This window comes from Campylobacter concisus, assembly GCF_002165815.1.
GTDB classification, from domain to species: Bacteria; Campylobacterota; Campylobacteria; order Campylobacterales; family Campylobacteraceae; genus Campylobacter_A; species Campylobacter_A concisus_BH.
In genome coordinates this window covers 192466-215912 of record NZ_NDYN01000001.1, presented here as the reverse complement: position 1 = coordinate 215912, position 23447 = coordinate 192466, and the positions used below count along the sequence as shown (strand labels likewise).

Genomic DNA, 23447 nt, shown 5'->3' with positions numbered 1-23447 from the left:
ATCAGACTATATCACGTATATTTCTATACCAGACCGCTTCCACTATCATTGGCTTATAGTGTACTCCCATAAGGGATAGTCGTTACGCTTTCCTATTTCTAGGCTTAGTTCGGTATTGTCCTCGCCTTATACGTTAGGAGTTTCACCGAGTTCAATCTGTTTTATATGCGCTAAAATTAACGCATCCGCATCAACATCTACTAATAGTTTACCTTCTGGTACGCATAGGAGTTTTCTAAACTCTGGGTCTTTAGGGACTTGAGTAATGTTCATTTATATTCCATATAGGTCGTTAATCTATATGCGTTCTCTTACGAACTGCTGCATATTACTATGCAGATTAGACTATATCAATACCTTCAGCATTACCTGCTAAGGTAGTTACTTTTTCCACCTACTTAGGTGTACTCTCTTTCGAGATAGTCGTTGAGCTTTTATCAATTATATTTTTAGGACGATCTAACTTATAAGTATCTATAATCCAGTTTACGTGTAAAGCAGCTTCTTCTTCTGTTTTAAACTTTCTTGGGCATAAGTTCTTACCATTATGAGTTACCTTAGCTAAATAATAGTAAGTACGTTCTCCTTTATAGTCATTGTAAGTTGTACTTACATTAAAATATTTAGTTTTTGATCGTGCATTTTTTCTGCCTACATAAGTTTTATGTTTCTCTAAATTATGTAAGCCATCGTTATATGCTTTCTGGATATTCTCTGAACAAGTTACCCATTGAAGATTATCTACTCTATTATTATCTTTATTACTATCAATATGGTCTACATATTTCTTGTTAAGTGGATTATCTATAAATGCTGAAGCTACTAATCTATGTATTAGATTGTGCTTTGTAATAAGTTTAACAACTAGATACCCAGAATTATTTCTAAAAGGTTTTAAGACTTGAGAAGTTTTCTTATTGCGTACTTGTCCTAAATTAGATACTTCATAATTTGAGTTATCTTGTACATCTTTCCATGTTTCTATAATTGAACTTAGCATAGTGTTGTCCTTTATAATTTAAATATTATGTTTGTAATATAGTTACCATAAAGGAGTTTCACCATTTAAGTAACATTTCATTTAGAGTATTTCTACTCTAACGCCCTATATTAAGGCAGACTATGGGTCATACGCCCCGTATTGGCTCCGAGAGTATCTACTTTACCATGTAATCTATGAGTATCTGGATTGTAAAGATTAATAAGACTATTATCTCCTAGAAGTAATTGTCCTATATCTTTAGAGAGTTTAAGATATTCTTTTAGTTGCTCTAGAGCTTCATTAAGACTACTCATAGTACTCCTTTAGAAGTTGCTCATTAAATGAGATAGCTTTAAGAACATCATTAATTCTCTTCTCGTCTCTATTTTCTAAAGGTACAGAGACTAACTCTTTTAGCAATTCTTTAGCTGAATGTATCTTAGATTGATAATGGTTTTTAGCATCTGGAAAAGCTTGAATAGGTTTACCGTATAAGTACTCGCTCTTTTTCATTAAGCCTCCTTTCATATTTAGGTGGGATATAAACGACATTACAAGGTATAGAAGCTTGAGTAACTTGCTGCTTTATGAAGTAATTAGTACCCATTACAGTGTCGTAAAAAGCTTTATATACTTGTTTAAAATCATGCATCGAAATTGTCTTCGTTGTCTTCATAGGTTTCTCCTAGTATCGATTCGTCTATCTTTATATTGCCCTTTTCGGTATAGTTCACTGGTTGCCAGTTAAAAGTAGAGATCAGTCTTTTAGCTATCTGCTGACGAGAGTTAGGATTAAAATTTACTAACTTAATTTTCTGATATTCTCCACTAACAACTTGTGGGATTATCCTATAAGGATAATCTAGCCACTTCATAGATTTAGGTGGATATTTATACTTACCATTTCTACCTATCTCTAATGGTCTATAGAACTCAGTAATCGTAGTATGCTTAGGATATGTTCTATATCTAAGCTTAACTGTTCTAGGTTTAGCTGGGATAATAGGATCACCATCAGGCTCGAATTGTTTTGGGAAGATCTTGAGTAAAGCATGCTCTAGATTCATCTGTCTAAACTTAAGCTTAGTAGCAAGTTCTCTAGCTTTATCTATATCGAAATAGAAGCCATATTCTTGTTGGTCGAAAATAATAGAGGCTACTTTATATTCTAGCTCTCTTACCTTCTTAGATGGATATGTAGTTCTTGTAATAAGATGTCTATATAAGGCATAAGTTACCTCTACATCTTGTTTACAATAAGTTACCATATCTTCATTGAGTTCAGTAAAATCATCATAGTCAAGTTTATAGTTACCTAATCTATAGCCAAATGCTTTTAGAGAATAAGAGCCTTTAAGAGCTTTAGGTAGCTCAGGTATCTTATAATCTATACCTAGTAGTATGTCTTTAGGATATGTTAGCTTGGCATCAATCAGGGTATCTACTATAGGTGCAGTAATCTTTCCTAGAAACTTCTCAATAATAGGGATATCGAACTTAGTTATATTATGACCGATAACTAGATCAGCTTTATTTAGAATATCTAAGACAACGCTTAGATCTCCGTCTGAATTAGCTATAGGTTTGTATGTATAACACTTAGTTGGATTGTCGTCTATCTTGATAGCAATACAAAGAATCTTCTCAATATCTAGAACTAGCTTAGGGATTGAAGTAGTCTCAATATCGAAGGTAACAATCATTTAGATGTCGTTACTATTTCGTCTAGTTCTTTAAAAGTATATTCTTTAGTATCTATATTTTCTAGGGGATTACTCTTCTTAGTAGGACTATGCTTAAAGGTTTTAAATCTAACTTTATTAGATTTATCAAGGACTTGACCACATACAGGACAAGTATTATAGTAAGTTGGTATTAAAGACTCACAATGCTTACAACTAATCATTCTTGTTCTCCTCTAGTAAGTCTTTATACAAGAATAGATGTTCTACAGGGATTGATGTAAGCATCTCGTTAGCTAAGGCTCTAATACTCTTATGGGCTGATTTAGACAATCTTAGCTGTAAAAAGTTTCTTAGAGATCTAACGTTTATAGTCATAACAAGATCAGTTAGATAGCTCTCTGGGATTATGTGTTTTAAATTATCTGATTTAACCCCTTTTAAAGCTAATAATCGTACATTCTCTAGAGCTTGAATGATAAAGAAGTCTTGTTCGTCATCTCCAGTCAATTCTACATATTTAGAAGCTCTTGCTACATTTTCTGCTGTAATCTTATAATTTTTATAGAGTATCTCTCTAACAAAAGTATTATTCATATCGGTTTCTTGCATTGTAATAAGCTCCTCCTGAAACACCGTATTTTGCAAAAAGAACTGGTAATAGTATATGTTCTTCTTTATTAGCCTTTTTAATCTCAAAGTAAAGTTTTTCTGATATTACAACCTTATCTTTACCCGCATTTATCTTGAGAGGGACGAACTGAACATTCGTAGGGTCATAGCCTTTTGTAACGTCTACCCTATCAATAGTTAAACTATCGGTATACCCATTTTCTAAGGCAAACTGTTTAAAGACTTCAAAGTTATCCCATTCTGGGCATACTTTAATACCTTTTGCACCATAATGTTTAAAATGCTGTTCTCTTAGATTGTTACATCTACTTCGCATGTTTATCCATGTTCTATATAGCCTTGTATACCGTTGTCCATGTTTCAGTCTTTTCACTCTTAAGACTTTATAAGCACATTCTCTACAAGCTATTAAATTTTTACCAGCATGTTTGGGTCTTTCAAAAACCTTATCACAAATAGGGCATTGAAAGAGTGCAAACATATACCCTCTTTTCCCATACTGTTTTATTTCAGTATCTTGAATAAACTTAACCATTAATGATCTCCTCTATAAAAGCAGTTTCCTTCATTAACTCTTTAGTTGTTGAGTATCTAGTACTCTTTACGCTATAACTAGCTATACGATGCCTAGCTAGTTCTTGCAAGCATAGTCTAGGGATACCTAGTATATTGAATACATAAACAATATGCTCAAAGATACTTTCATGCTTATTCTTGAAAAGTAACCTAGATAGAAGAGTCTTGTCCTCCTCAGTAATTTCATTAGTAGGGCAATCGTATAAGCCTCCTTTATGAAAGCTATTCCAGCATGTTCTAGCAGCTATTACTGCACTAGATAAGTGAGTATGTTCTAATAGTTTTACATTCATAGCTTACTCCATTCATATCCAGTACTCTTAGCTAGATAGAAGAACTCATGATTATGGTAAGCATATCCATAAGGGTATTTTCTATCTAGTGGATCTTGTTTAGCGAAGAGAGTATTAATATAACTCTCTTGCCATTCTTGTGTAATACCTAATAGTAAAGGCTTATAATCCTTCACTAGTTTTAGTAATATGTTCATTTTAGTTTCCTTTATTGTTGTATATACTTTATGAAAGCAATAAACAAGACGACAACTAAAGGGAGTAATATAAGATCTATAAGATCATTCATTGTAATCTCCGTTTAGATTCCAAAATGGATCGTCTTGAAAATTGTTGTCATAAGTAAAAGTATTGTCTAGTAGTTCTTCTATAACTCTAGGTTCTAAAAGCATCCTTAGAGTGCTTTTAGTTTCTTTAAAGTTAATAGTCTCTGAAGTAGTATGCTCGTTATAGTATCCTACACTTAGATTTATGCAGGCAATATCCCAGTACTTAGCTAGATTACTCGCATCTGTAAAAGTGCCATAAACACTCTTATATCCCTCTTGTTCGAATACATTAATTAAGCTTGCACTATCGTAACCATATAGAGCTGCGTGATCTTTACCTCTTCGATCTAGTCCTATGAATGCTGTTATATTCTCATAAGGCATTACGCTAGATATACCAATCTTATCGCTTCCTACTCCTCCAATCTCTTCGTCTAAGAAGAATCCGAATGCATAAGGTACATTACTGTCCATTAATTGTAATGCAGTATATACTCCACATCTGTCATCTCCTCCAAGACAAGAGCATGAAGAGTATGGATTAAGTGATAAGGTATCTCCATCTATGAGTATATCTACTATAGATGGAGCAGGTCTATCATTAAAGTCATTTATAGTATCTAAATGAGTACATAGTAATGGGTACTTCTCTTCGTCTAGTGGGATAAATAATACTCCACCATTAGGTACTATAGATTTAATATAGTTAGGATTGTCAATACTCTTTACATGCTCGTATAGAGTAGCTTGATCCATTATCAGTAAGTTTATTAATTCGTCCATGTCCATTCTCCATTCTTATTCTCTACGATACTTTTAAACTCATCAGCATCGCCTTTACCTTCGTCTAAACACTGTTCAAAGTGTTCTTTAACTATAGATACTAAGTAATCATCATAGATATAGTAGTTAGGTCCTAAGCTTTTAATTTCTATAGCCAGTTCTTTAGGTATCCAGTTAGAAATATTTTCGCTTAGCATATCTTCTACAGCATTACTCTTAGCTACCATATATCTAGTGTCATCTGAGTCTTGAAACTCTACAAAGTCAGGATTCTCTATATTGATAGGTTCATCTCTATCATCCCAGTTATAGTACCAGCCATTGCCATAATCATCTTCGTGAAAGTAGTCTCTCTCTGTCTGACTCCATACAGCATTATTGGACGAGATATGGCTATTTAAGTTCTCTGACCATACAGCATCATCTTCTTCAATATCGCTGTTCTCATACTCAGAATATATTGTGCCGTCATTTTCGTCCATATCCCTTGTATAGCCATCGGTAGATAACAGTACTTTATACTTTTCAGGATTTACCTCCATAGCTAACTCTTTTAGATCACTACTATTGTGTCCATAGGCATTCCAGTCATAGTAGTAAAGTCTATTCTCATTTATATCTAGTAAGCTAAATCTGTCCATCCAAGGGTAGTTACCATTTTCTATCTCTATAAAAGGATTATTGATATACAGATTCCAAGTATCGATAGCTTCTAACCTATCTAACTCTAAGATACCTTTAGCTTCAAGCATATCTTTAAAGATATTGCCGTATTTACCTTCTAGCTGATAGACTTTGTCATATAACTGACAATCTATAGGTTCATCGTCAGTACTATTGATGACCACTCCTTTATCCCAGACTATACACCTAGCTAAGATGTTAGTTGTCTTATTAGATGTTAGGTAGTACATCTTACCCATAGTATCTAAGGGTTTAAACTTGAGACCTTGACCTTTCATGCAGCTAGATGGTAGGTCTCTTAGATTGTAACCTTCAGAGATAGTTATGGTGTTAAGCTTATACTCTGTTGGAGAAGCATCTAGATATAATCTAAATTGTCTTCTAAGAACTTCACACGCATAGTGATCTAGAATATCACAGCTACCAGTTATCTCTATGAGACTCTCGATAAATGGATCTATATTAGATTTCTTAACCTGAGAATAACTAAGCTTACCATCTTTAAAAGATATGCCTACTACTGTCTCTGGACATATAGCATATATCTGATGTTTAAACTTATCAGGAGCTAATGTCCTTAGTAGATGTGTAGTGATATGTCTAAATTTAGCATCATATACTATAAGTCTTCTATCGGCATAGGTTAAATGGTCAGTTCTATTATATTGGTAGAACTCATTAGAATCATCGCTAAAATTGGCTTTAATGTATTGTTCAATAGCTTGTTTAACTTTCTGTCTATTGTCCATCGTTAAGCTCCTCTGATATCTCTGCTAATTCTTCAGGAGTTAATAAGAAGTCGCCATTAGCATTAGTAAAAGCTTTTACTACATCTGCTAGCTTGACATCTTTATAGATATGTAAATTCTTAGATGGTAGATAGATAGCTCTATCTCTAGGTATGTATATTTCTGTTATGTAATCTATAACAGTATCATCTCTTGGTATTAGATACCGTTGTTGTGTATGCTTATCTGTCCAGTAGTAGAAGTTTGCATTATTAGTACCTACTACGTAATCTATCTTATCTTCAGGATTAGGGTAGATAGGTAGCCATACATCACCTTTACCATTGATTGGATACCAGTCACCATCATAAGAGGATTGAAACGATCTAGTATCCGTAAGAATATCTCCTAGATAGTTTGAATAAACTTGTCTGTCAGTAGGGATACACTCATTCTCGTAGGCTGAGAAGTTCTCGTCATCTTCATCAGAGTCTTCTAGTGGATATACTACATCTCCATCTTGAGATAGTAAAGCTCCTATGATCTCTAATGTAGGATAATCTCTAGCTAGATCGGTAATGTCTTGTTGGCTGTAGCCATACTCCTGCCAGTCATAAGAATATAAGTAGTCATTTTCTCTTAGGATACAGAAGGTATCCATCCAAGGGTAGAGACCGTTATTAAATGGGTTCTTGATCCTTATATTGAAAGTATTGCACCAATAAGCATTTAGTGGCTCTATGCCTTTATCTGCTAGGTAGCTAATCATAGCTTCTTCAGCTTCACCATCTACATAGTAAAGTCTATCGTATAGGTCTTTATCTATCTTAGTACCATCAGCTTTCTCTACTATACCTTTATTCCAGACGATACATCTGGCTACCATCTGATTAGTAGAGTCTTTAACTAAGACAGCCATCTCTGCTAGATTGTCTAGTGGGATAAAGAGATCTCCCTTACCCTTCATACAACTAGATGGTAATCCATCTAAGTTATAGCCCTCTGATACCTTGTACCAGTCTAAGTGATAGGTAGAATTATCTGGTATAAATAACTCTTGTAAGAATAGACCAGAGTTATCTCCTTCTGATGCTATCTTCCACATTAGTTCTCCATAAGACTTCTTGATCTGTTTAGTAACATATCCATAATCATTATGAAGAACTCCGAAGAGAGTACTCTTATAACTAATATATGCAGGATACTTAAACTCTTTTTCGTACTTCTTAGGTATCTTTAATGTACCTGTTAGATATAAGGTGTCCTTTAGAACATATATCGTAGTAGTATTAGAAGATACTTTTTCTAATTGAGTTGCATCTAACTCAGAAACAACTTCTCTAACGTGTGTTAGATATTCTTGATTAATTGCCATTGTTAGCCTCTTATAGCATCCATTATTGTGTGAGCTAATAAGTAACTACCTTCGTCAGAGTCTTTAAACTCTGCACTATCACAAGAGCGATAGCTAATCTCTAGAATAGTATCTCTATTGTCTTGATACCAATCAGATATTTTTGTAGGTAGTTTCTTAAAGGATTTCTCACACTTTTCGAATGAGAGATATAGTAAAGTCATAGCTAGTTGAGTATTAGAAATACAATAATCTCTATTATCTCGTTTTAATTTACTATCTATAACTTTAGAGTATTTCTCGACTTCAGGTCCATGCTTTACATAGTCAGATAAGAGATCGTAGAGATCAGATCTAATCTTATCTACCATAAATGTAGTTTCTTGGTCTATGTAAAGCTCTTTTATATTGTCATCTATCATTAAGCCATAGCAAGTAGACAATACTGCTACTATACGTTTTTCACCACTAGAGAGTACACTTGCCATAGTTAGCCTTGTACCATTTAGCTTTCGCTTCAGGACTAGTATTCTTTATCCACTTTTTAAGTGAGGCACTGTAGTGTCCTGTACGAGAACTAATCTCTTTTATAGTCTCGTCCATAGCTATGAATAAGTCATAGTTACCCTGCATAGCTAGTATCTTGCACACATGATAGATATTACAGAGGTACTTTGTATCCCAGTCTCTGGCATACTTAGCTATCTCGTGAAGTAGATTACGATAGAGGGTTTCTCTTGGAGTATTACGAGTAATAGTCATACTAGTTGCACTATAAGAGTATTCATCTAAGGCATTGATACTAAATACTACGATGTCGCATAGTGCATCGATATATTCTTCAGAGTTACCTTGCTTAACTGCTTCGGCTAACTCACCTAGTTCTTCCATGATGTTTCTTAGATAGCCTTCACGTTGGCTATCTAGTGAGAGACATCTCTCAGCCTTCCATTCATTTAATGATTGAAATAGCATTCTTATTTCAGTTACTGCTGACATGTTAATCCTTTAAATAAAAAAAGTTCGAGAAACCCTGCGTAGCAGGGTTCTCGATTGGATTAACAACGAATCTCTATAGTTGTGTTTCTTGTATCTTCTCTCTCCATGTATCTGGATATCTGAGTCTTAGCTCTATATAGAAGCTAAAAGCTCGTTTATATTCATAGTTCTTACGAAAGTACTTATAGCAGTTGATAAGATACTTATCGTCCATATCTGCTATGCAATACTTCATTCCTGAACCATTTACGTGATACTCATAGATATCGTTAGCTTTCTTTTTTTCTAGTTTTGCTTGTTTTCTTTCCCTCTCTTCTAAGTGATACTCATAAAGAGCTGCACCTATTTCAATGTCTTCTGTAAACATTCCCATTATTTATCTCCTAAAATAATTGATAGATAAGTATTTTTACTTATGTAATAGAGTACTCAACAGATGTAATAGCCGTTTAGGTTATTCTTGACTGCCATAGAAGTTTTAAGCTTGTAGTCTGGTCTGTCTAATTTAGCTGTAGGATCTATTTCAGTTAGGATATTATTAATAATATCTTCTCTGTATAGTTCAGCTAGGACTTCTCTATAAGCTTTTCTAAGAGCTTCACAGTTATTAGGACTTACTCCGAATGAGTCATGAATAGGAGATACTGCTATGCCTTTATCTGCTAGAATAGTTATAACTCTCCTGCATACATAGGCATCTAAGCTATGTACGATATTAGGGCATAGTGATCGTTTCTCTTCTTCACCTCCTTGATTGATTGAATGAATGAAGTTCATTACTGCAGTACCACCTTTCATCTCTTTAATCTCTATGCGAGATGTTTTAGTAGTAATTACTGGGCAATATGCAGTATGGCTATCAGGTAAAGTCCATTGATAGACTAGTCTAGAATTATCCCAGAGATCGTTAATTGTCTTCTGTAGTTTTCTAGCACCTGTAGTGAACTCGTCTAGTACTTCATAGTATACTTGTAGCTCTTTAGTATCTTTACCGAAGTATTCTTCAGGCTTACAAGTACTATTGTAGTACGTCGTCATAATAGCCCGTTTAATGTTAGATCGTATCTCTTTAAAGTTAGGGTTAGTACCCCATAGAGAGCTGTCTTTAGTTCGGTTATAAACCTCTTGAGCTACTAGAGTATAGAAGTCATTTCTGCAAGAGTCTCCTAAGACGTTTAGTCTAGCCATAGCTTCTTCATCTCTCATAACAACTGACATTAGTTGTGGACCACTGCAAGTGGCATCTAGTCTTACGATTTGATCTGATGTACCTGTTATAAGAGACATCTGATAGCTATTGAGAGCTGACTTAAAGAGTAAAGGTTCGTCTGCTTTAGATATCCATTCGTCTGGATTAGTAAGCATAGAGTCTATGTTCTCATTAATGAAGTCTAGTCTCTCTTGCCATGTAGATTTATCTAGACCATAGTGGTTAGCTAGGTCTATCTTAAGCCACTTCCAACCCTCTTCAGTAAGCTTCTCTGCCTCAGCAAACTTGAGCATAGCTTTTCTATAAGAGTTACCTTGAATATTTATATGGTAACCTTTAGAATAGATACGTCCTCGTTTATCGTATTGAAATACGAAGTGAAAAGGTTTATCTCCCATTTCAGTATAGACATATCTATTTTCTTGTAAAGCTTGATTGAAGTTAGCTTGAGCTTGTTCTCTAGACTTAGGATCGATTGAGTCTAGGTCTAGTACATCGTCCTCTTTAGTTATCGTACTATCTAGACGATAGCTAACGTCCTGCAATAGGTTTAGGACATGAAGATTAATAGGGTTATCATGCTTGTTATATCTATCGCCTAGTATGGCATAGTTATGAGTAAGGTCATAGCCTCCATTAGATTTAGTAGTCCATGCATTAGGACGAGAGACCATAGGAGGCAAGAAGAGAGACAAGTTTAGAGCTTGCTTGATGTCAGCTGGGATAGAGATCAGTGGTTGTATCTCAAAAGTATTACCACTGAATGCTTTAGGTCGAATGATCTCATAACCTAAGCCATCGCATACTGCAAGTATCTCACTACCACTCTTAGCTGCAGTAAGTATATCTTCATGGATGTATAAACCTAGTTTAGTAGCAGTAGCTTGTAAGGTAGTCTTACCTAGTAAGCATACTGAGTAGAGTACATATCTAGGTAGGTCATCTACATGTTTCTGTACTTCTGCAAGTCTCTCGTCTTTACTAGTATAGGTCTTGCCATAGACACCTGTTCTATAATCTATAAGCCATTGGCATATACGCTCATAGATTTCATCTAATAAGTTTACTTGAGTATCTAAGTAAGTTTTAACTTCTGTCTGAATGTATTGTTCGCTGAGTAGCTCTTCTACTCTTGATTGAGTCGTAAACATTGACTATCCTTAGTATTAAAATTAGTAGTAATAGAGATGTCTATCTCTAGGAGTTAAAAAGGGTAATCAGTTTAGAGACTTGATTAGGTCTATGAAGTTATTCTTCTTCTTCTTCTAACATTCCGTTAGTTCTACTTTGAAGGATATACCAGTCAATAGGATGTACTTGGTATACGATATTAGATAGTCTAACAAGTTCTTTTCTATGTCTCCATAGTTGTCTACTTTTTAGAACTCTTGCTCTAATTTCTTTGCGAGATATTTTCATGATTAATCCTTTATTTTATTCTTGGCAAGAACTCAAATAGAGCCTTGCATGTATTAAAGTATGTTTCTGCCTTCTTGCCGTTATAGTTGATCACTACACGATAAGGCATAAACCTTTCTCGATCAGTATCGAAACTGATCACCATATTTTCTCTATGAATGTAACCTCTTACTCTTTTCATGGTTACTCCTTTCTGTAAAAAAAAAAATCAGCATGGATGAATTACTAATCTATGCTGACTCGATTAGTAATTAAGGAGAATTAGAAGGATTAAAGTAGTCAATAGATACTCTTATACCTATTGATTACTCTAATGCTGAGAGAGATACGAATACCTCTCTCAACTAATTCTATAATCAGAAGTCTATATCTTCGACTGTTGCTGTCTTGTTCAAGATAGCTGAGATGAACACATCTCTACGATCGTAACCTTCATTTACTAATTGAAGTGCATGAGCATAAGCCTCTTTAAATGTCATAGGCTTTGTACCTTTTTCGCATTTATGTCCTCTAACATTAGTAAAGAATGCTACGTCATAATCTTGCGTATATTGCTTGACTTCTTCAAGTGAGTTAAGAAAGTTTTCTGGACTTCTTTCGTCTGAGCGATGCTCAACTGATTTTGATACACTGATTGCTAATCTCATGGATTATCCTTTATTAATTAATTTAGAATGACGAATCATTCAGACGATAAACCGAACGGAGAACGAGCTTGAACAAGGAGACGAGAGTTGGATATGAAGGAGAGACGATAGACGTAGGGTAGTGTAGGGTGTAAGTGTGAGTGTTAAGTGTATAAAGTGTAAGGAGAACAATATGAGAGAAAATGAGAGAAATACAAGGAGATACGAAAAAAAAGTAAGGCTAGGGATAAACCCTAACCTGAGATGGAGAGAAAGTTAAGCTAATTTTAAGCTTATTTAATTCTCTCTAGCAATGCAACTTTCTCTTCGAAACTCTTAAGAGATTCTTCACTAATCTCTAACTCGTTTATTGCCTCTAGCCTTGCAACCTTAGCTGCTTCTAGTGCATATTGAGTGCCTTGATCAGCTATTTTAACTAGCCTCTCACCTGATCTAAGGACAGTGCCTAATACTTCCTTAACTGTACCGAATAAACTGATTTCTTTAGACATAATGTCTCCTTTATAAATTATTTTTATTAAGAGTATTACTCTCAAACGATTAACCGAATAGCGTGGATAACTCTGAACTACTAGAGAGCTGGCTTGAGAAAAAGAATGCTTTTTACAATGAGTAGGGGGGTAGGTAAATAATTTTTGAGAGTGAGAGGGGGAGTACTACCCTCATATAAAATTATTGTTTTTCTATACAAATCAGCACCTAATCTACCTCTACATAAAATTATAACTCCCCAGTACAAACGAGTCCTTGTACTCTCCCTATGCTCCTCATAGCCTAGACTATCTTTTTAGAGACCATGCTTGGTCGAGAGAGCCTGCCTAGTATGAGTTACTAGGACTAGTGCCTTGTATTAGTGAAGGTACTCTAAGAATACTTCTAGATAATGTAGGACATATCTCTGATGTATGTTTAGAGTATGCTTAGGTTTAGATTGTAATGCTTTTACTGTCTGGATTGATGACTGAAGTATTGGCTTAGGTATCTGCTTAGATTGAGTTACTACTGCTTGTCTTAGATGCTCTTCTATTATAGGGAGAGATAGTTTAAATAGGTTAGTAGCTCGTTCTCTAGAGATAGGATCAAGGTAATAGACTATAAGTGAGCTTTCGTCTAGGCATTCACATAGATAGAAGGTAGCTCTAGAGTATAGATTCAGAAGCTGGTTTAGATCTTGAAATCTAAGAGAATATTCAGCATAAGTTTCTACTTCGAATATTGTTATTAGCAGATTATCTCTGTAACTCTTGTAGGCTTGCTCTAAGTTCATAGTAGGTCCTTTAAGAATTGATAAGAGAATATTAAGACTAATACTTTTAAAATATGTTTAAATGAAAATCAGGGAGGGTTATATGAGTGGTAGATTCTGGCTTACTGATGATGTAATCGAAGTTCATTGCGAGAGCTATGCTGATAATTTTCAAGAGATACTAGGAGATATCCCATTAGATAAGGACTTGTATAAAGGCATTACTGAAGAGCTAAAGCAAGATGAAGATTGTATTTCTATGGTACTAAGAAAGTTTAAGAATGGTATAGGTAATATGGATGGGATTAAAGAATTAGATAGCTCTATTACTAATATGCTGGCTTCTAAATATCTAAGTGAAGTCATAGGTAGAGAGATAGGTTATTGCTTACAGGGTAAGGATAGTGATAAGCTAGCTAGATTGAGAGATATCGTAGAGAGATACTTCAATCTAAGTGAGACCTATATTGGTACTAGGTTATATACTCCTAGTGAGATCAGAGATACTTTAGATAAATTAGTAAGGATGTAAGATGAAGAAGAGTGCTGCATTAGTTATAGGGATATTGAGTGGATTCTTGTTCTCTGTTGTAGGGATTACTCTAGGTAATATTCTAGTAGCTACATCTAGGGGAGATACAGATAAATCAGTTGCTGGAGCTGCTCCACTAGTTGTCACTATACTAGTAGTCGGTATTGGCTGGGTTATAGGCAAAGCTGTCTATACTAAGATGCTAACTAGAATGAATGGAGTGAGTGCTGCATTTAAGGATAGATTATCTCAAGATGTCTTTAAAGATATTCGTGAAGTATTCAAGGACAGAATGAGTTTATGGTTTAATGTAGAAGGTGAGCAATATATTGATTGGCTGAATAAAAAGATATTCTTAACAGAAGAGTATAGGAGTAGAGAAATGTTTAGTGAAGTATATTTATCGAAGAAGATTGATGGTACTTTAAGTAAAGAGCAGTATAAAAAAGATTGTGAGGCTGTAGCTACTGAACTAATGTTTAATCTACTCAATAATAAGTTAGAAGAGCTAAAGAGTGAAGAGAACTTAAGTGAAGAAGATTCTTACTTATATAAAGCTCTAGTAAATATTATAGAAGTAGAAGGTCTTTCTAGTAAAAAGGTTAATAGCAGAAGTTAGAGTCTTGTAGTTTATACATAACTCTATTCTCGTCTACACCTATTACGTCTCCTACTATATATCTACCTATTATAGATCTATCTAATGAGATAGGTATGTTATTATAATCTTGTAAGATTACAGCTATATCCGAAGGTATACCTATTGCTACTAGTACTTTTACTGGCATACTCCATCCATAGTTCTGCTTTACAGATACACAAGCTTCTATGATGTCAGTCTTGATCCAACCGAAGCTAGAAGTCACTAAAATTAAAAATCCTAAAAATATTTTCTTCATAGAATGTCCTTTATAAAGGTTTAATCTAACCTTAATTATAGCAGATTTACTCTTGAAAGTTTATCAGTATTACGCTAAGATTAATTCGTAATATTTAATTAGATCTTAAGGAGAAGACATTGAGTGATACTGATTTAGGTCTTAGAAATGTTGTCAAGACAGTTACTAATGTATCTAAAGAAGAATTAACTGAATGGTTTAGTAAGTCTCTAAAGGGGAAGAAGAGACTTACTATTACTCCTGAGGCTCTTGACTTAATTAACCAGACAATTAATGAGCCTGACTTCGATGGCTTTAGATTTATGGATACCCTTTATACTTATCAAGATGCTCTACAAGGTGATCGTGTTAGCCTAGAAGATTATGTTAATGCCATTAGATTTTGTAGTTTTCTAGAAGCTAATGGCGGCAATGTAGTTCAAGCTTATACTAGAGCCTTTAGTTATAGGGATTTTGTAAAAGATAGAGTAGGGGCAGATACTAGTTCTGATGAATATAAGCAACTAAGTAGTGCTGCTATTAGGTATCGTAAAAATCCTACTGTCATAAAAATACTCTCTCAAGCTGAAGTACCTTTATGGCTTATGTTTCAAGGCTATAGATATAAAGCTGTTAAGAGATTAGTAGAGGAAATGGATACTGCTAAATATTCTAGAGATAGGATTAATGCTGCTGATAAATTATTACTTCACCTCAAGCCACCAGAGAATATAAAAGTAGATGTTAATGTTAATAACAAGGCTGACAGTATTGTAGATCAGTACGAAGAGATGCTAGCTAACATGGTACAAGAACAGAAAAGATTGATAGCTAATGGTAGTAAGCTTACTGATGTAGCTAACTCTAAAATGAGCTTCATAGATGCTAAGGTAGTAAACGATGGCTAAGAGTGTAGATGAGTACTTAAACGAAGTAGATTATAGTTTTAAAGACTATATACCTAGTGAAGGAGTACTTAAGTTTATTAACTTCATTCAGATGGCTAGTGGTGATACTCTAGAAAATAAAACTCCTCTTGTACATTTAAAGATGTGTGAAGCTGTATTTAATTCTACTAGAAATACTGCTGTCCTATGCCATAGAGGCATCGGAAAAACTTCTGTATTCGCAGAGTGGTTATTTCTATATGCTGCAGCTTTCGGAGAATTACCTTGTATAGGTAAGGTAGAGTTTGCTGTATATATCGGTGACAGTATTGAGAATGGTGTTAAATCTCTTAGAAAGAATATAGAGTATAGATACCAGAATAGTGAGTTCTTACAGAAGCTTATACCTAATAAGAGTATTAAGTATGTAGACGAAGATGGTAATGAAGATGACAATGTTACTGCAGGAAGAAAGATCACTGATGTTAGATTGGAGTTTGTAAATCTAAGAGGTGATAGATTCGTAGTAAAAATGTATGGTGCAAAAACAGGCATTCGTGGTGCTAAAGAATACGGTAAGAGACCTACATTAGCTATCGTAGATGACATTATTAGCGATGAAGATGCTAGAAGCGATACTGTTATTAAAACTATAGAAGACACTATTCATAAAGCTGTTAAGTATGCTCTTAGTCCTGTAAAGCATAAGGTAATCTGGTTAGGTACTCCATTTAATGCTAAAGACCCTTTATATAAGATAGTAGAGAGTGGAGCTTGGGAAGTAGCTTGCTATCCAGTATGCGAGAAGTTTCCTTGTACTAAAGAGGAGTTTAAAGGTAGTTGGGAAGATAGATTTAGTTATGAGTATGTAAAAGATGCTTATGAAGAAGCTATGAGTATAGGTAAGATAGATAGTTTCTATCAAGAGCTTATGCTTAGGATCACTTCTAAAGAAGATTTACTTATACCTAATTCTAGTCTAGTTTTCTTCAATAGAGAACAAGTACTAAAGCATAAAGATAGATATAACTTCTACATTACTACTGATTTAGCTACTAGTGCTAAGAAGAATGCTGACTTTAGTGTTATTAGTGTATGGGCTTACTCTAATAATGGTGATTATATGCTTGTAGATGGCTGGTGTGATAAGACTGAAGTTAGTAAATTTATAAATAAAATATTCGAATATGTCTCTATCTATAACCCTATCGGAGTAGGTATAGAAGTTACAGGACAACAAGCTGGATTTATCTCTTGGTTAAGAGATGAGATGCTAGCTAAGAATATCTATTTTAACTTCCTTAGTTCGAATAACAATGGTGAAGATGGTATTAGACCTACTGGAGATAAGTTCTCTAGATTTATTCTGTTTAAACCTAGATTCGATACTAAGAAAGTATGGATAGCTAATGAGATGAAAGATACTGCATGGTATAACGAGTTCGAAGAGGAAAGAAGTAAGGCTACTAAACAAGGCTTTAAATCTAAGCATGACGATGTACTAGATAGCATATCTATGCTAGGTAGTTTCGATGCCTTCAAGCCTAATACCTATGGTACTTACGATAATGAAGTAAGTGAAATAACTACAATAAGGAATACGGTATTTTAACATGAAAGTAAAAGAAGCACTAGAGCATTTAAAGATCGTTACTCTACCTAATGTTACTCCTAATAAGCAGATGAATAATGAGAACTTAATAGTACTTATTAATGAAGCTATGAACACTATCTATGGACTATTCAATGTTAAGAGAGAACAAGCCATAGTTCTAGTACCTGCTTTTAGAAAGAACTTTAGAATATCTAGACAAGATCCTAATGTTATTATGGCTACTCATGCTAAGCTTGCTAAGTGTGAGATGACTCATGGTGGTTTTACAACTAAAGCAGCTCAGATAGAAGCTCTTAAAGAGATGAATATTACTTTAGATAAAGAAGTGATGCTAGAGAATGAGGCTGTAGAGACAGATATTTTTAAAACTAATGAAGACGAGATCTATAAGATACTTAGTGTTAGAGATGACAAGAATAGTACTCTTAGATTGAATGAGATCAATGTATTTGCGATCAATCAAGATACTCTATTTTTCCCTAATGCTAAAGAAGGTGATATTTACTATGTAGAGTATAAGCCTAAGCCTATAAAGGTAACTAGTATAGAAGATGAATTAGATTTACCTAGTGGTCTATTAGATGTCTTATATGCTTACGTAGCTTTAAGAATTGTTACTAATATAGAGGGTTATAAACAATACTATGGCAATGCCCTAACTGCTTATAACAATGAAGTTGAGAAGGCTATTATGAATCAACAAGTGATCCCTGATAGTCTTATTCGAACTACAACTGATATGAAAGGGTTTTGTTAATGGCTAATTTAGTTCAGTTTATAAACTCTAAGCATGAAGGTACGCATAGTAATCTATCTAATGCAGAGAATACAGATACTATAAAGACAATAGTACTTAGAGAAGAGTTGAGTGATGAAGAGAAAACTCTACTAGAGAACTTACCACTCTTTAAAGAGATGAAAGCTGAGATGGGTAATATCCATGATATGCTCTCGTTGAGAAATACAATAACTAAACTTCGAGATAGTATTGAGTATATTAAGACTATAGAGCCTTCACTAGATGTCATAACTAATGTATCTAAAGTAACTAGTGATATAGTTAATGTTTCTACTGATCTAGATAGTGTTAAGAAGGTAGCTCAAGCTAGTGTATCTGGCTTATTAGATAACATAGCTAGACATATAAATGAGATCACTCGTGTCTATGGTATGTCAGAGGCTATTGGAGTACTAAATAATATCTCTTATAAGCTAGAAAGACTTTACAAGAGTATAGATAATGTAGATAGCGTATCAGAACATCTAACTGAGATAGATGAAGTATCTCAGCACTTACTAGCTATCGAGATAGTAGCTAGATATTATGGCGTACTAGAAGACATACAAGAAGTTATACCAGAACTAAAAAACTTAGCAGATATAAAACAAGATTTACTAGACTTTAGAAACAATAGAGCTGAGACTAAAGAAGTCATAAAAGCTTATAAAGAAGCAGGACAGATAGTTCAGAGAACTATTGATGATGCTGTGACTAAACTAGAAGAGAGAGTTAAGAAGTTCGATCCTGAAAGTATTAAGAAACTTGATGAAGAGATGACTACTCTAAAGAGTTCTATTACTACTATTCAATCTACAATAGAAACTAAGTTCACTGAGATAGATGGAGTAGTAGCGAATAAGCTTACTCCTATGCAAGAAAAGGTAAAAGAATTAGGGGATAAGCTTACTTTTGAGGTAAATAAGTTTACAGCAGGTATGACTAACTTAGATTCTATGTTATCAACCTTGCATGAAGAGCTTAATTCTAAGCTAGATGCTGATGCTACTGCAGTAAATAGTGCCAAGCTTGGCGGACTAGCTCCTGAAGAGTATGTAAGACAGACTGAGACATACGATAAGAGAAGCTATACTGGATATATACCTAGATTAAAATCTGTTAGAGATGACTTTAATCCTGCTAATAATATACAAGTATTAGAAGCAGAGCAATTAAAGCTTACAGGTATTTTAGCTAAGGCTGATAGTATGTTAGCAGGACCAGATATTACTACTAATCTACAAATCCTTATGAGAAATACAAGTTATAACGCTAGACCTATTCATATCCTTACTATGAGAGGACTTATAGATTACATTAACAAGTATGCATCTATCAATGGTTACTGGGAGAAAGTAAAGGATATAACTAAGCCTTATACTCTGCAAGCTAATGAAGCTATTATCAGACTAGATCCTGTTATAGAGGATGAACTAGTAGTAGATGGAGAACTCTACATCGAAGGTACTACAGTAGATTTAGAAGAGCCTCAATTTCAAGCAGGACAATATGGCTTCTTCGCAATGAAAAACCCTAAAGGTAGATGGTTATTCTGCGATGGTAGAGAATTAAGTAGAGAAGCTTATCCTGACTTATTTGAAGCTATAGGCACTACATACGGCGAAGGTGATGGTACTACAACCTTTAACATACCAGATAGACGAGGCTACTTCGGTAGATGTTTAGATGCAGGCGCTGAAGTAGATTATCAGAGTGACAGAGAGATAGGTAGTAAGCAGGGTGATGCTATAAGAAATATAACTGGCAAGATGTATGACAATCACTTGTCTTTATCTAATGTAATGGAAGGGGCAATAACTTCTACTGTTAATGGCACTGGTTATAACTATGTAGGTAATGGTCCTTACTTCGGACTAAACATAGACTTCGATGCCAGCAGAGTAGTACCAACAGCACCTGAAAACGTAGTTAAGAACATAGCAGAATATGTCTGCATAAGATATTGAAAGGATAAATATGGCAGAGAGCAAGATAACAGTTGCCAGAGTAAAAGATAAAGTAGGTGGTAGAGAAGCAGAAGTAAGTAAGCTTCTATACTCAGATAACGGTAATATTAAAACTATAGGTGGAGATAGTGCTATCACTGTCGGTAGTGCTAAGACACTTAACGGAGAAACTAAAGAGCAGTTACTAAAAAATGTTAATGCTAGTACTATAGGTGGTAAGAGTTTAAGCCAGATACAGAGTAGAGGTAAGTTCGGACCAATAAAGTTATTACCAGATAACCTATATGCAAGTTTTTATATAAATATGGTAGTAACAGAAAATGAAGAGCTATTATTCTGCGGTGCTAATAATAGCGACCATAATACTTTTTCAGCTGGTAATATGCCTTCGTGGATTAATATACCTCACCCATTACAAGGCAAGTCGAAGGTTAAACAACTTATTACTAACTATCTGCATACTTTCTTACTATACGAAAACGGAGATTTATACGGTAGAGGCTATAATGGCTATAACACTTTAGGCATAGGAAATACTGCTAATCAATATGATTGGGTAAAGATAACTGATAATGTCAAGAAGGTATGCCCAGGTAAACCAGGTTATTATGGTGGTAGGTCTAATACAGGCATAATTAAGAACGATGGCTCAGTGTGGTTCTGGGGTGAAAATGCTTATGGTCACGCAGGTATGGGTAATACAACAGCATTAACAGTACCTACTAAACTAGCCCTTACTTTTTTAGATGCTGGGGATAGTGTTAAGGACTTGATACTAAATGATAGTTATTATACTTCAGCTTATATAATCACTGAAAAAGGTAAGTTGTATTCTTGTGGATGGAACGATAACGGACAACTAGGGCTTAACGATAAAACTAATAGAAATACATTTACACAGGTAACAGCACTACAAGATAAAAAAGTAGTAAGCTTAACTGCTTCAATGTCTTACAATAGTTCTAGCTCACAATACTTTTATAAAGTAGTCGTAGCTTCTTGCTCAGACAATACTCACTACGTTTGGGGTAATAGTAACTCGACTATACCTGCATTTAGAAATCCGTTACCTACTAAAGTTGAAGATAGTATGTTCCCATCTGGATATAAACAAGTTAATGACCCTATCGTTAGGATGGAAGTATGTGGTATAGGTTCATTTTATGCTCTTACTAGAAGTGGTAGGCTATTCGCTTGTGGTTATAGTAGTGCTACAGGACAATTAGGGGTAAATGCTACAACTGACGTAGTTACATTTAAAGAAGTAGTATTCGCTGACAGTACTACTAGCTATAAAGTAAAACAATTCTGGGGTACTTACCACTCAGTTCAACCACAATATGGTCAGATATATGCAATCGTAGAGATTGACAATGTTAGATACTTATATGCAGCAGGTTATAATGGTTATGGTCAGTTAGGACTAAATCATACTAATGCAGCTAATAGTTTAACAAGAGTACCTTTCAATACTAGTGATATAGACAATATCAAGCAAGTATACGTTCAAGGTTACGAAAACTTGAATAACCCTATGATACTTCTAAACGATGGTAGGGTTTATACCTGCGGTTACAATGCTAATGGTACTTGCGGTTTAAATCACGTAATAACACCAATAACTAGATTTGTACAAACACTATAAGGACAAGGCAATGGATAAGATAATTTATGTAACATCTAACTTTATACAAGAGCTAGGAGACGAGGTAATAACCTCTGCTCCTGAAGGTGTCAAGCTAAAGACTACTAATGAAAAAGCTTATAGTAAGTGGCTTATAACTAATCCAGATACTATCAGTGCTATAGATAACTTCTGGAAGCAGTTTGTACCTAAGCAGATAACTGTAAGACAACTAAAGCTACAGCTACTTAAGCTTAACCTACTAGAGCAAGCTGAAGCATTAGTTAAAGCAGATAAAGAAGCTCAGATAGAGTTTGAGTATGCTAGAGACATCGAGATTACTAGTCCTCTACTACAGAAGATGGCTAAGGCATTAGGTATGGACGATAATGCTATAGATAACTTCTTCTTAGAAGCTAGTAAGCTATAAGGAGAACAAGATGGGATATGCATTAGTTGCTTTACTAGCATTTGTCTTAGGAGTAATCCTATGCCCTATGCTTATATTCTTACGTGCTAGAAAATGCGATCAGTGGGATAACTCGAATATGACGAACGTCTACAGGGTAATAGCTCACTTAGCTACACATCCTGACGATTTCGGCAAGATGTACTATGACAATGGAGAGAAACCTTTTTGGTACATCGATGACGACGAGTTCACTGATGTCGTTCGAACTAGACCTAAAGAGAAAAAGAATGCTAACAATTAAAGAGATACTACAGCTAATAAGGACAATAGTAGTAGAGATAGTATTAGAAATATTGTCCTATATAGTTGTACCTATAGCTTTAGTATTTACTAAGAGAGAAGACGATCACCTACCTAGGTGGGCTAGATGGTTCGAGGATGCTAATGACTACTACGATAGTCAGTGTGCTGCTATTAATGGTGATAGTGGCTGGAGAGAAAAGCATTATCCTGAACCTAGTAATAGATCGTATAAAGCTAGATTGCATTGGCTATTTAGAAATAGGATAGGTTATTACTCTAGTGAAGTAGCAGGAGTAAGAGTATCTACTATAGATCCTGCTTCAGTTACTACGATAGGGGATATACATGCTACTAGTAATAATGGTACTAAGAGTACTTGGTGCAAGGTAACTTGTAGATTGAATAATGGTAAGACTAGGTTTGGGTTATACAAGGTAATCAGATACTCTAAGAAGTACTACTGCAGAATATACCTAGGTTGGAAGCTGATGGATATAGCTGGTATGACTAAAAGTAATTATGCTAGCTACCTAGAACCTGAAGACAAGATCAAGCTAAAGACTGTATGGAGTATTCATCCATTCAAGAAGGTAAGAGACAATGGTTAATAGACCTATTCTAAAGCCTGTAGGCAAGTATCAGTTCGAACTAGTAGAGAACTATAGGTATAGAGATATTGTTATACCTAAAGGCTATATAACAGATGGTGCCAGTGTTCCTAGAATATTCTGGAGTATCTTCCCACCTAACAAGGCAGAATATCTTAGTGCAGCTATAGTTCATGATTATCTTACCGATATAGTTATCGAAAAAAAGAGTATTACTTTTAGGTCTGCGGATAATACTTTTAAAGAGATGTTAATAGACCTAAATGTAAACAAGATAGAAGTTACGGTGCTTTACTGGAGTGTAAGGCTGTACCACTTACTTAGATATGGAGATTAAA

At 34.7% G+C, this 23447-nt stretch carries 31 protein-coding genes; 10 read left to right on the top strand and 21 right to left on the bottom strand.

Translation table 11 applies throughout. From position 1 onward, the window contains the following. Positions 1-126: 126 nt before the first annotated feature. The 20 genes from B9N65_RS10955 to B9N65_RS01070 all read right to left on the bottom strand — a co-directional run bounded on the left by B9N65_RS10955 (position 127) and on the right by B9N65_RS01070 (position 12750). A complete protein-coding gene (locus tag B9N65_RS10955; RefSeq protein ID WP_180385108.1) occupies positions 127-273 on the bottom strand; it encodes a hypothetical protein in 147 nt (48 codons plus the stop codon). Between the two features lie 121 nt (positions 274-394). Further along, positions 395-1000 carry an NUMOD4 domain-containing protein gene (locus tag B9N65_RS01155; RefSeq protein ID WP_087582474.1) on the bottom strand — a complete coding sequence of 202 codons (606 nt, stop codon included), beginning with the start codon at positions 998-1000 and terminating at the stop codon, positions 395-397. A gap of 110 nt (positions 1001-1110) precedes the next feature. Continuing rightward, positions 1111-1296, bottom strand: coding sequence for a hypothetical protein (locus tag B9N65_RS01150; protein WP_087582473.1), 186 nt, complete (start codon positions 1294-1296; stop codon positions 1111-1113). After that, positions 1289-1495 (bottom strand): hypothetical protein, encoded by a 207-nt coding sequence (locus B9N65_RS01145; RefSeq protein WP_087582472.1) that lies wholly within the window; start codon positions 1493-1495, stop codon positions 1289-1291. Before B9N65_RS01145 ends, B9N65_RS01150 begins: the two co-directional genes overlap by 8 nt. A gap of 131 nt (positions 1496-1626) precedes the next feature. Further along, a complete protein-coding gene (locus B9N65_RS01140) occupies positions 1627-2685 on the bottom strand; it encodes a hypothetical protein (protein WP_087582471.1) in 1059 nt (352 codons plus the stop codon). 195 nt (positions 2686-2880) lie between these two features. After that, on the bottom strand, positions 2881-3276 hold the full coding sequence (locus tag B9N65_RS01130; RefSeq protein ID WP_087582469.1) for an FAD-dependent thymidylate synthase: 396 nt from the start codon (positions 3274-3276) through the stop codon (positions 2881-2883). Further along, the gene (locus B9N65_RS01125) at positions 3254-3832 is read right to left on the bottom strand and encodes a hypothetical protein (RefSeq protein ID WP_087582468.1); all 579 of its coding nucleotides are present in this window, start codon (positions 3830-3832) and stop codon (positions 3254-3256) included. Before B9N65_RS01125 ends, B9N65_RS01130 begins: the two co-directional genes overlap by 23 nt. Continuing rightward, positions 3825-4166 (bottom strand): FAD-dependent thymidylate synthase, encoded by a 342-nt coding sequence (locus B9N65_RS01120; protein ID WP_087582467.1) that lies wholly within the window; start codon positions 4164-4166, stop codon positions 3825-3827. Before B9N65_RS01120 ends, B9N65_RS01125 begins: the two co-directional genes overlap by 8 nt. Beyond that, positions 4163-4363, bottom strand: coding sequence for a hypothetical protein (locus tag B9N65_RS01115; protein WP_087582466.1), 201 nt, complete (start codon positions 4361-4363; stop codon positions 4163-4165). Before B9N65_RS01115 ends, B9N65_RS01120 begins: the two co-directional genes overlap by 4 nt. Before the next feature lie 84 nt (positions 4364-4447). After that, entirely contained in the window at positions 4448-5218 is a 771-nt protein-coding gene (locus B9N65_RS01110) for a hypothetical protein (protein WP_087582465.1), read from the bottom strand. Next, a complete protein-coding gene (locus B9N65_RS01105) occupies positions 5206-6651 on the bottom strand; it encodes a hypothetical protein (protein ID WP_087582464.1) in 1446 nt (481 codons plus the stop codon). Before B9N65_RS01105 ends, B9N65_RS01110 begins: the two co-directional genes overlap by 13 nt. Next, positions 6641-7735, bottom strand: coding sequence for a hypothetical protein (locus B9N65_RS01100; RefSeq protein ID WP_141083826.1), 1095 nt, complete (start codon positions 7733-7735; stop codon positions 6641-6643). The genes B9N65_RS01105 and B9N65_RS01100 overlap by 11 nt, the downstream gene beginning before the upstream one ends. A gap of 272 nt (positions 7736-8007) precedes the next feature. Continuing rightward, positions 8008-8472: a hypothetical protein gene (locus tag B9N65_RS01095; protein WP_087582462.1), complete on the bottom strand. Its 465-nt coding sequence runs from the start codon at positions 8470-8472 to the stop codon at positions 8008-8010. After that, positions 8453-8983, bottom strand: coding sequence for a hypothetical protein (locus tag B9N65_RS01090; protein ID WP_087582461.1), 531 nt, complete (start codon positions 8981-8983; stop codon positions 8453-8455). Before B9N65_RS01090 ends, B9N65_RS01095 begins: the two co-directional genes overlap by 20 nt. Before the next feature lie 73 nt (positions 8984-9056). Beyond that, positions 9057-9356 (bottom strand): hypothetical protein, encoded by a 300-nt coding sequence (locus B9N65_RS01085; RefSeq protein ID WP_087582460.1) that lies wholly within the window; start codon positions 9354-9356, stop codon positions 9057-9059. 56 nt (positions 9357-9412) lie between these two features. Then, positions 9413-11344, bottom strand: a complete 1932-nt coding sequence (locus B9N65_RS01080) for a DNA-directed RNA polymerase (RefSeq protein ID WP_087582459.1) — start codon at positions 11342-11344, stop codon at positions 9413-9415. Between the two features lie 97 nt (positions 11345-11441). Continuing rightward, positions 11442-11612, bottom strand: a complete 171-nt coding sequence (locus tag B9N65_RS10950) for a hypothetical protein (RefSeq protein ID WP_180385107.1) — start codon at positions 11610-11612, stop codon at positions 11442-11444. Positions 11613-11622: 10 nt separating this feature from the next. Next, positions 11623-11793 carry a hypothetical protein gene (locus B9N65_RS10945; protein ID WP_180385106.1) on the bottom strand — a complete coding sequence of 57 codons (171 nt, stop codon included), beginning with the start codon at positions 11791-11793 and terminating at the stop codon, positions 11623-11625. A gap of 175 nt (positions 11794-11968) precedes the next feature. Continuing rightward, positions 11969-12259: a hypothetical protein gene (locus B9N65_RS01075; protein WP_087582458.1), complete on the bottom strand. Its 291-nt coding sequence runs from the start codon at positions 12257-12259 to the stop codon at positions 11969-11971. Between the two features lie 272 nt (positions 12260-12531). Next, positions 12532-12750, bottom strand: coding sequence for a hypothetical protein (locus B9N65_RS01070; RefSeq protein ID WP_087582457.1), 219 nt, complete (start codon positions 12748-12750; stop codon positions 12532-12534). A gap of 858 nt (positions 12751-13608) precedes the next feature. Here B9N65_RS01070 and B9N65_RS01060 point away from each other — a divergent pair. Both B9N65_RS01060 and B9N65_RS01055 read left to right on the top strand, forming a co-directional pair. Then, entirely contained in the window at positions 13609-14037 is a 429-nt protein-coding gene (locus B9N65_RS01060) for a hypothetical protein (protein ID WP_087582455.1), read from the top strand. Between the two features lies 1 nt (position 14038). Then, the gene (locus tag B9N65_RS01055) at positions 14039-14656 is read left to right on the top strand and encodes a hypothetical protein (protein WP_087582454.1); all 618 of its coding nucleotides are present in this window, start codon (positions 14039-14041) and stop codon (positions 14654-14656) included. Here the strand turns inward: B9N65_RS01055 and B9N65_RS01050 are convergent. After that, a complete protein-coding gene (locus tag B9N65_RS01050) occupies positions 14640-14936 on the bottom strand; it encodes a hypothetical protein (RefSeq protein WP_087582453.1) in 297 nt (98 codons plus the stop codon). The genes B9N65_RS01055 and B9N65_RS01050 overlap by 17 nt on opposite strands. A 119-nt stretch (positions 14937-15055) precedes the next feature. Between B9N65_RS01050 and B9N65_RS01045 the strand changes: the two genes are divergently transcribed. From B9N65_RS01045 to B9N65_RS01005, 8 genes are all read left to right on the top strand, one after another. Then, positions 15056-15823, top strand: a complete 768-nt coding sequence (locus B9N65_RS01045; RefSeq protein ID WP_087582452.1) for a hypothetical protein — start codon at positions 15056-15058, stop codon at positions 15821-15823. After that, a complete protein-coding gene (locus B9N65_RS01040) occupies positions 15816-17414 on the top strand; it encodes a phage terminase large subunit family protein (RefSeq protein WP_087582451.1) in 1599 nt (532 codons plus the stop codon). Before B9N65_RS01045 ends, B9N65_RS01040 begins: the two co-directional genes overlap by 8 nt. A gap of 1 nt (position 17415) precedes the next feature. Then, positions 17416-18174: a hypothetical protein gene (locus B9N65_RS01035; protein WP_087582450.1), complete on the top strand. Its 759-nt coding sequence runs from the start codon at positions 17416-17418 to the stop codon at positions 18172-18174. Then, positions 18174-20162, top strand: coding sequence for a phage tail protein (locus tag B9N65_RS01030; protein ID WP_087582449.1), 1989 nt, complete (start codon positions 18174-18176; stop codon positions 20160-20162). The genes B9N65_RS01035 and B9N65_RS01030 overlap by 1 nt, the downstream gene beginning before the upstream one ends. A gap of 10 nt (positions 20163-20172) precedes the next feature. After that, positions 20173-21807, top strand: coding sequence for an RCC1 domain-containing protein (locus tag B9N65_RS01025; RefSeq protein ID WP_087582448.1), 1635 nt, complete (start codon positions 20173-20175; stop codon positions 21805-21807). A gap of 10 nt (positions 21808-21817) precedes the next feature. Next, positions 21818-22216 carry a hypothetical protein gene (locus B9N65_RS01020; protein ID WP_087582447.1) on the top strand — a complete coding sequence of 133 codons (399 nt, stop codon included), beginning with the start codon at positions 21818-21820 and terminating at the stop codon, positions 22214-22216. Positions 22217-22485: 269 nt separating this feature from the next. After that, positions 22486-23109, top strand: coding sequence for a DUF7338 family protein (locus B9N65_RS01010; protein ID WP_087582445.1), 624 nt, complete (start codon positions 22486-22488; stop codon positions 23107-23109). After that, positions 23102-23446: a DUF1353 domain-containing protein gene (locus B9N65_RS01005; RefSeq protein ID WP_087582444.1), complete on the top strand. Its 345-nt coding sequence runs from the start codon at positions 23102-23104 to the stop codon at positions 23444-23446. The genes B9N65_RS01010 and B9N65_RS01005 overlap by 8 nt, the downstream gene beginning before the upstream one ends. Position 23447 lies beyond the last annotated feature (1 nt).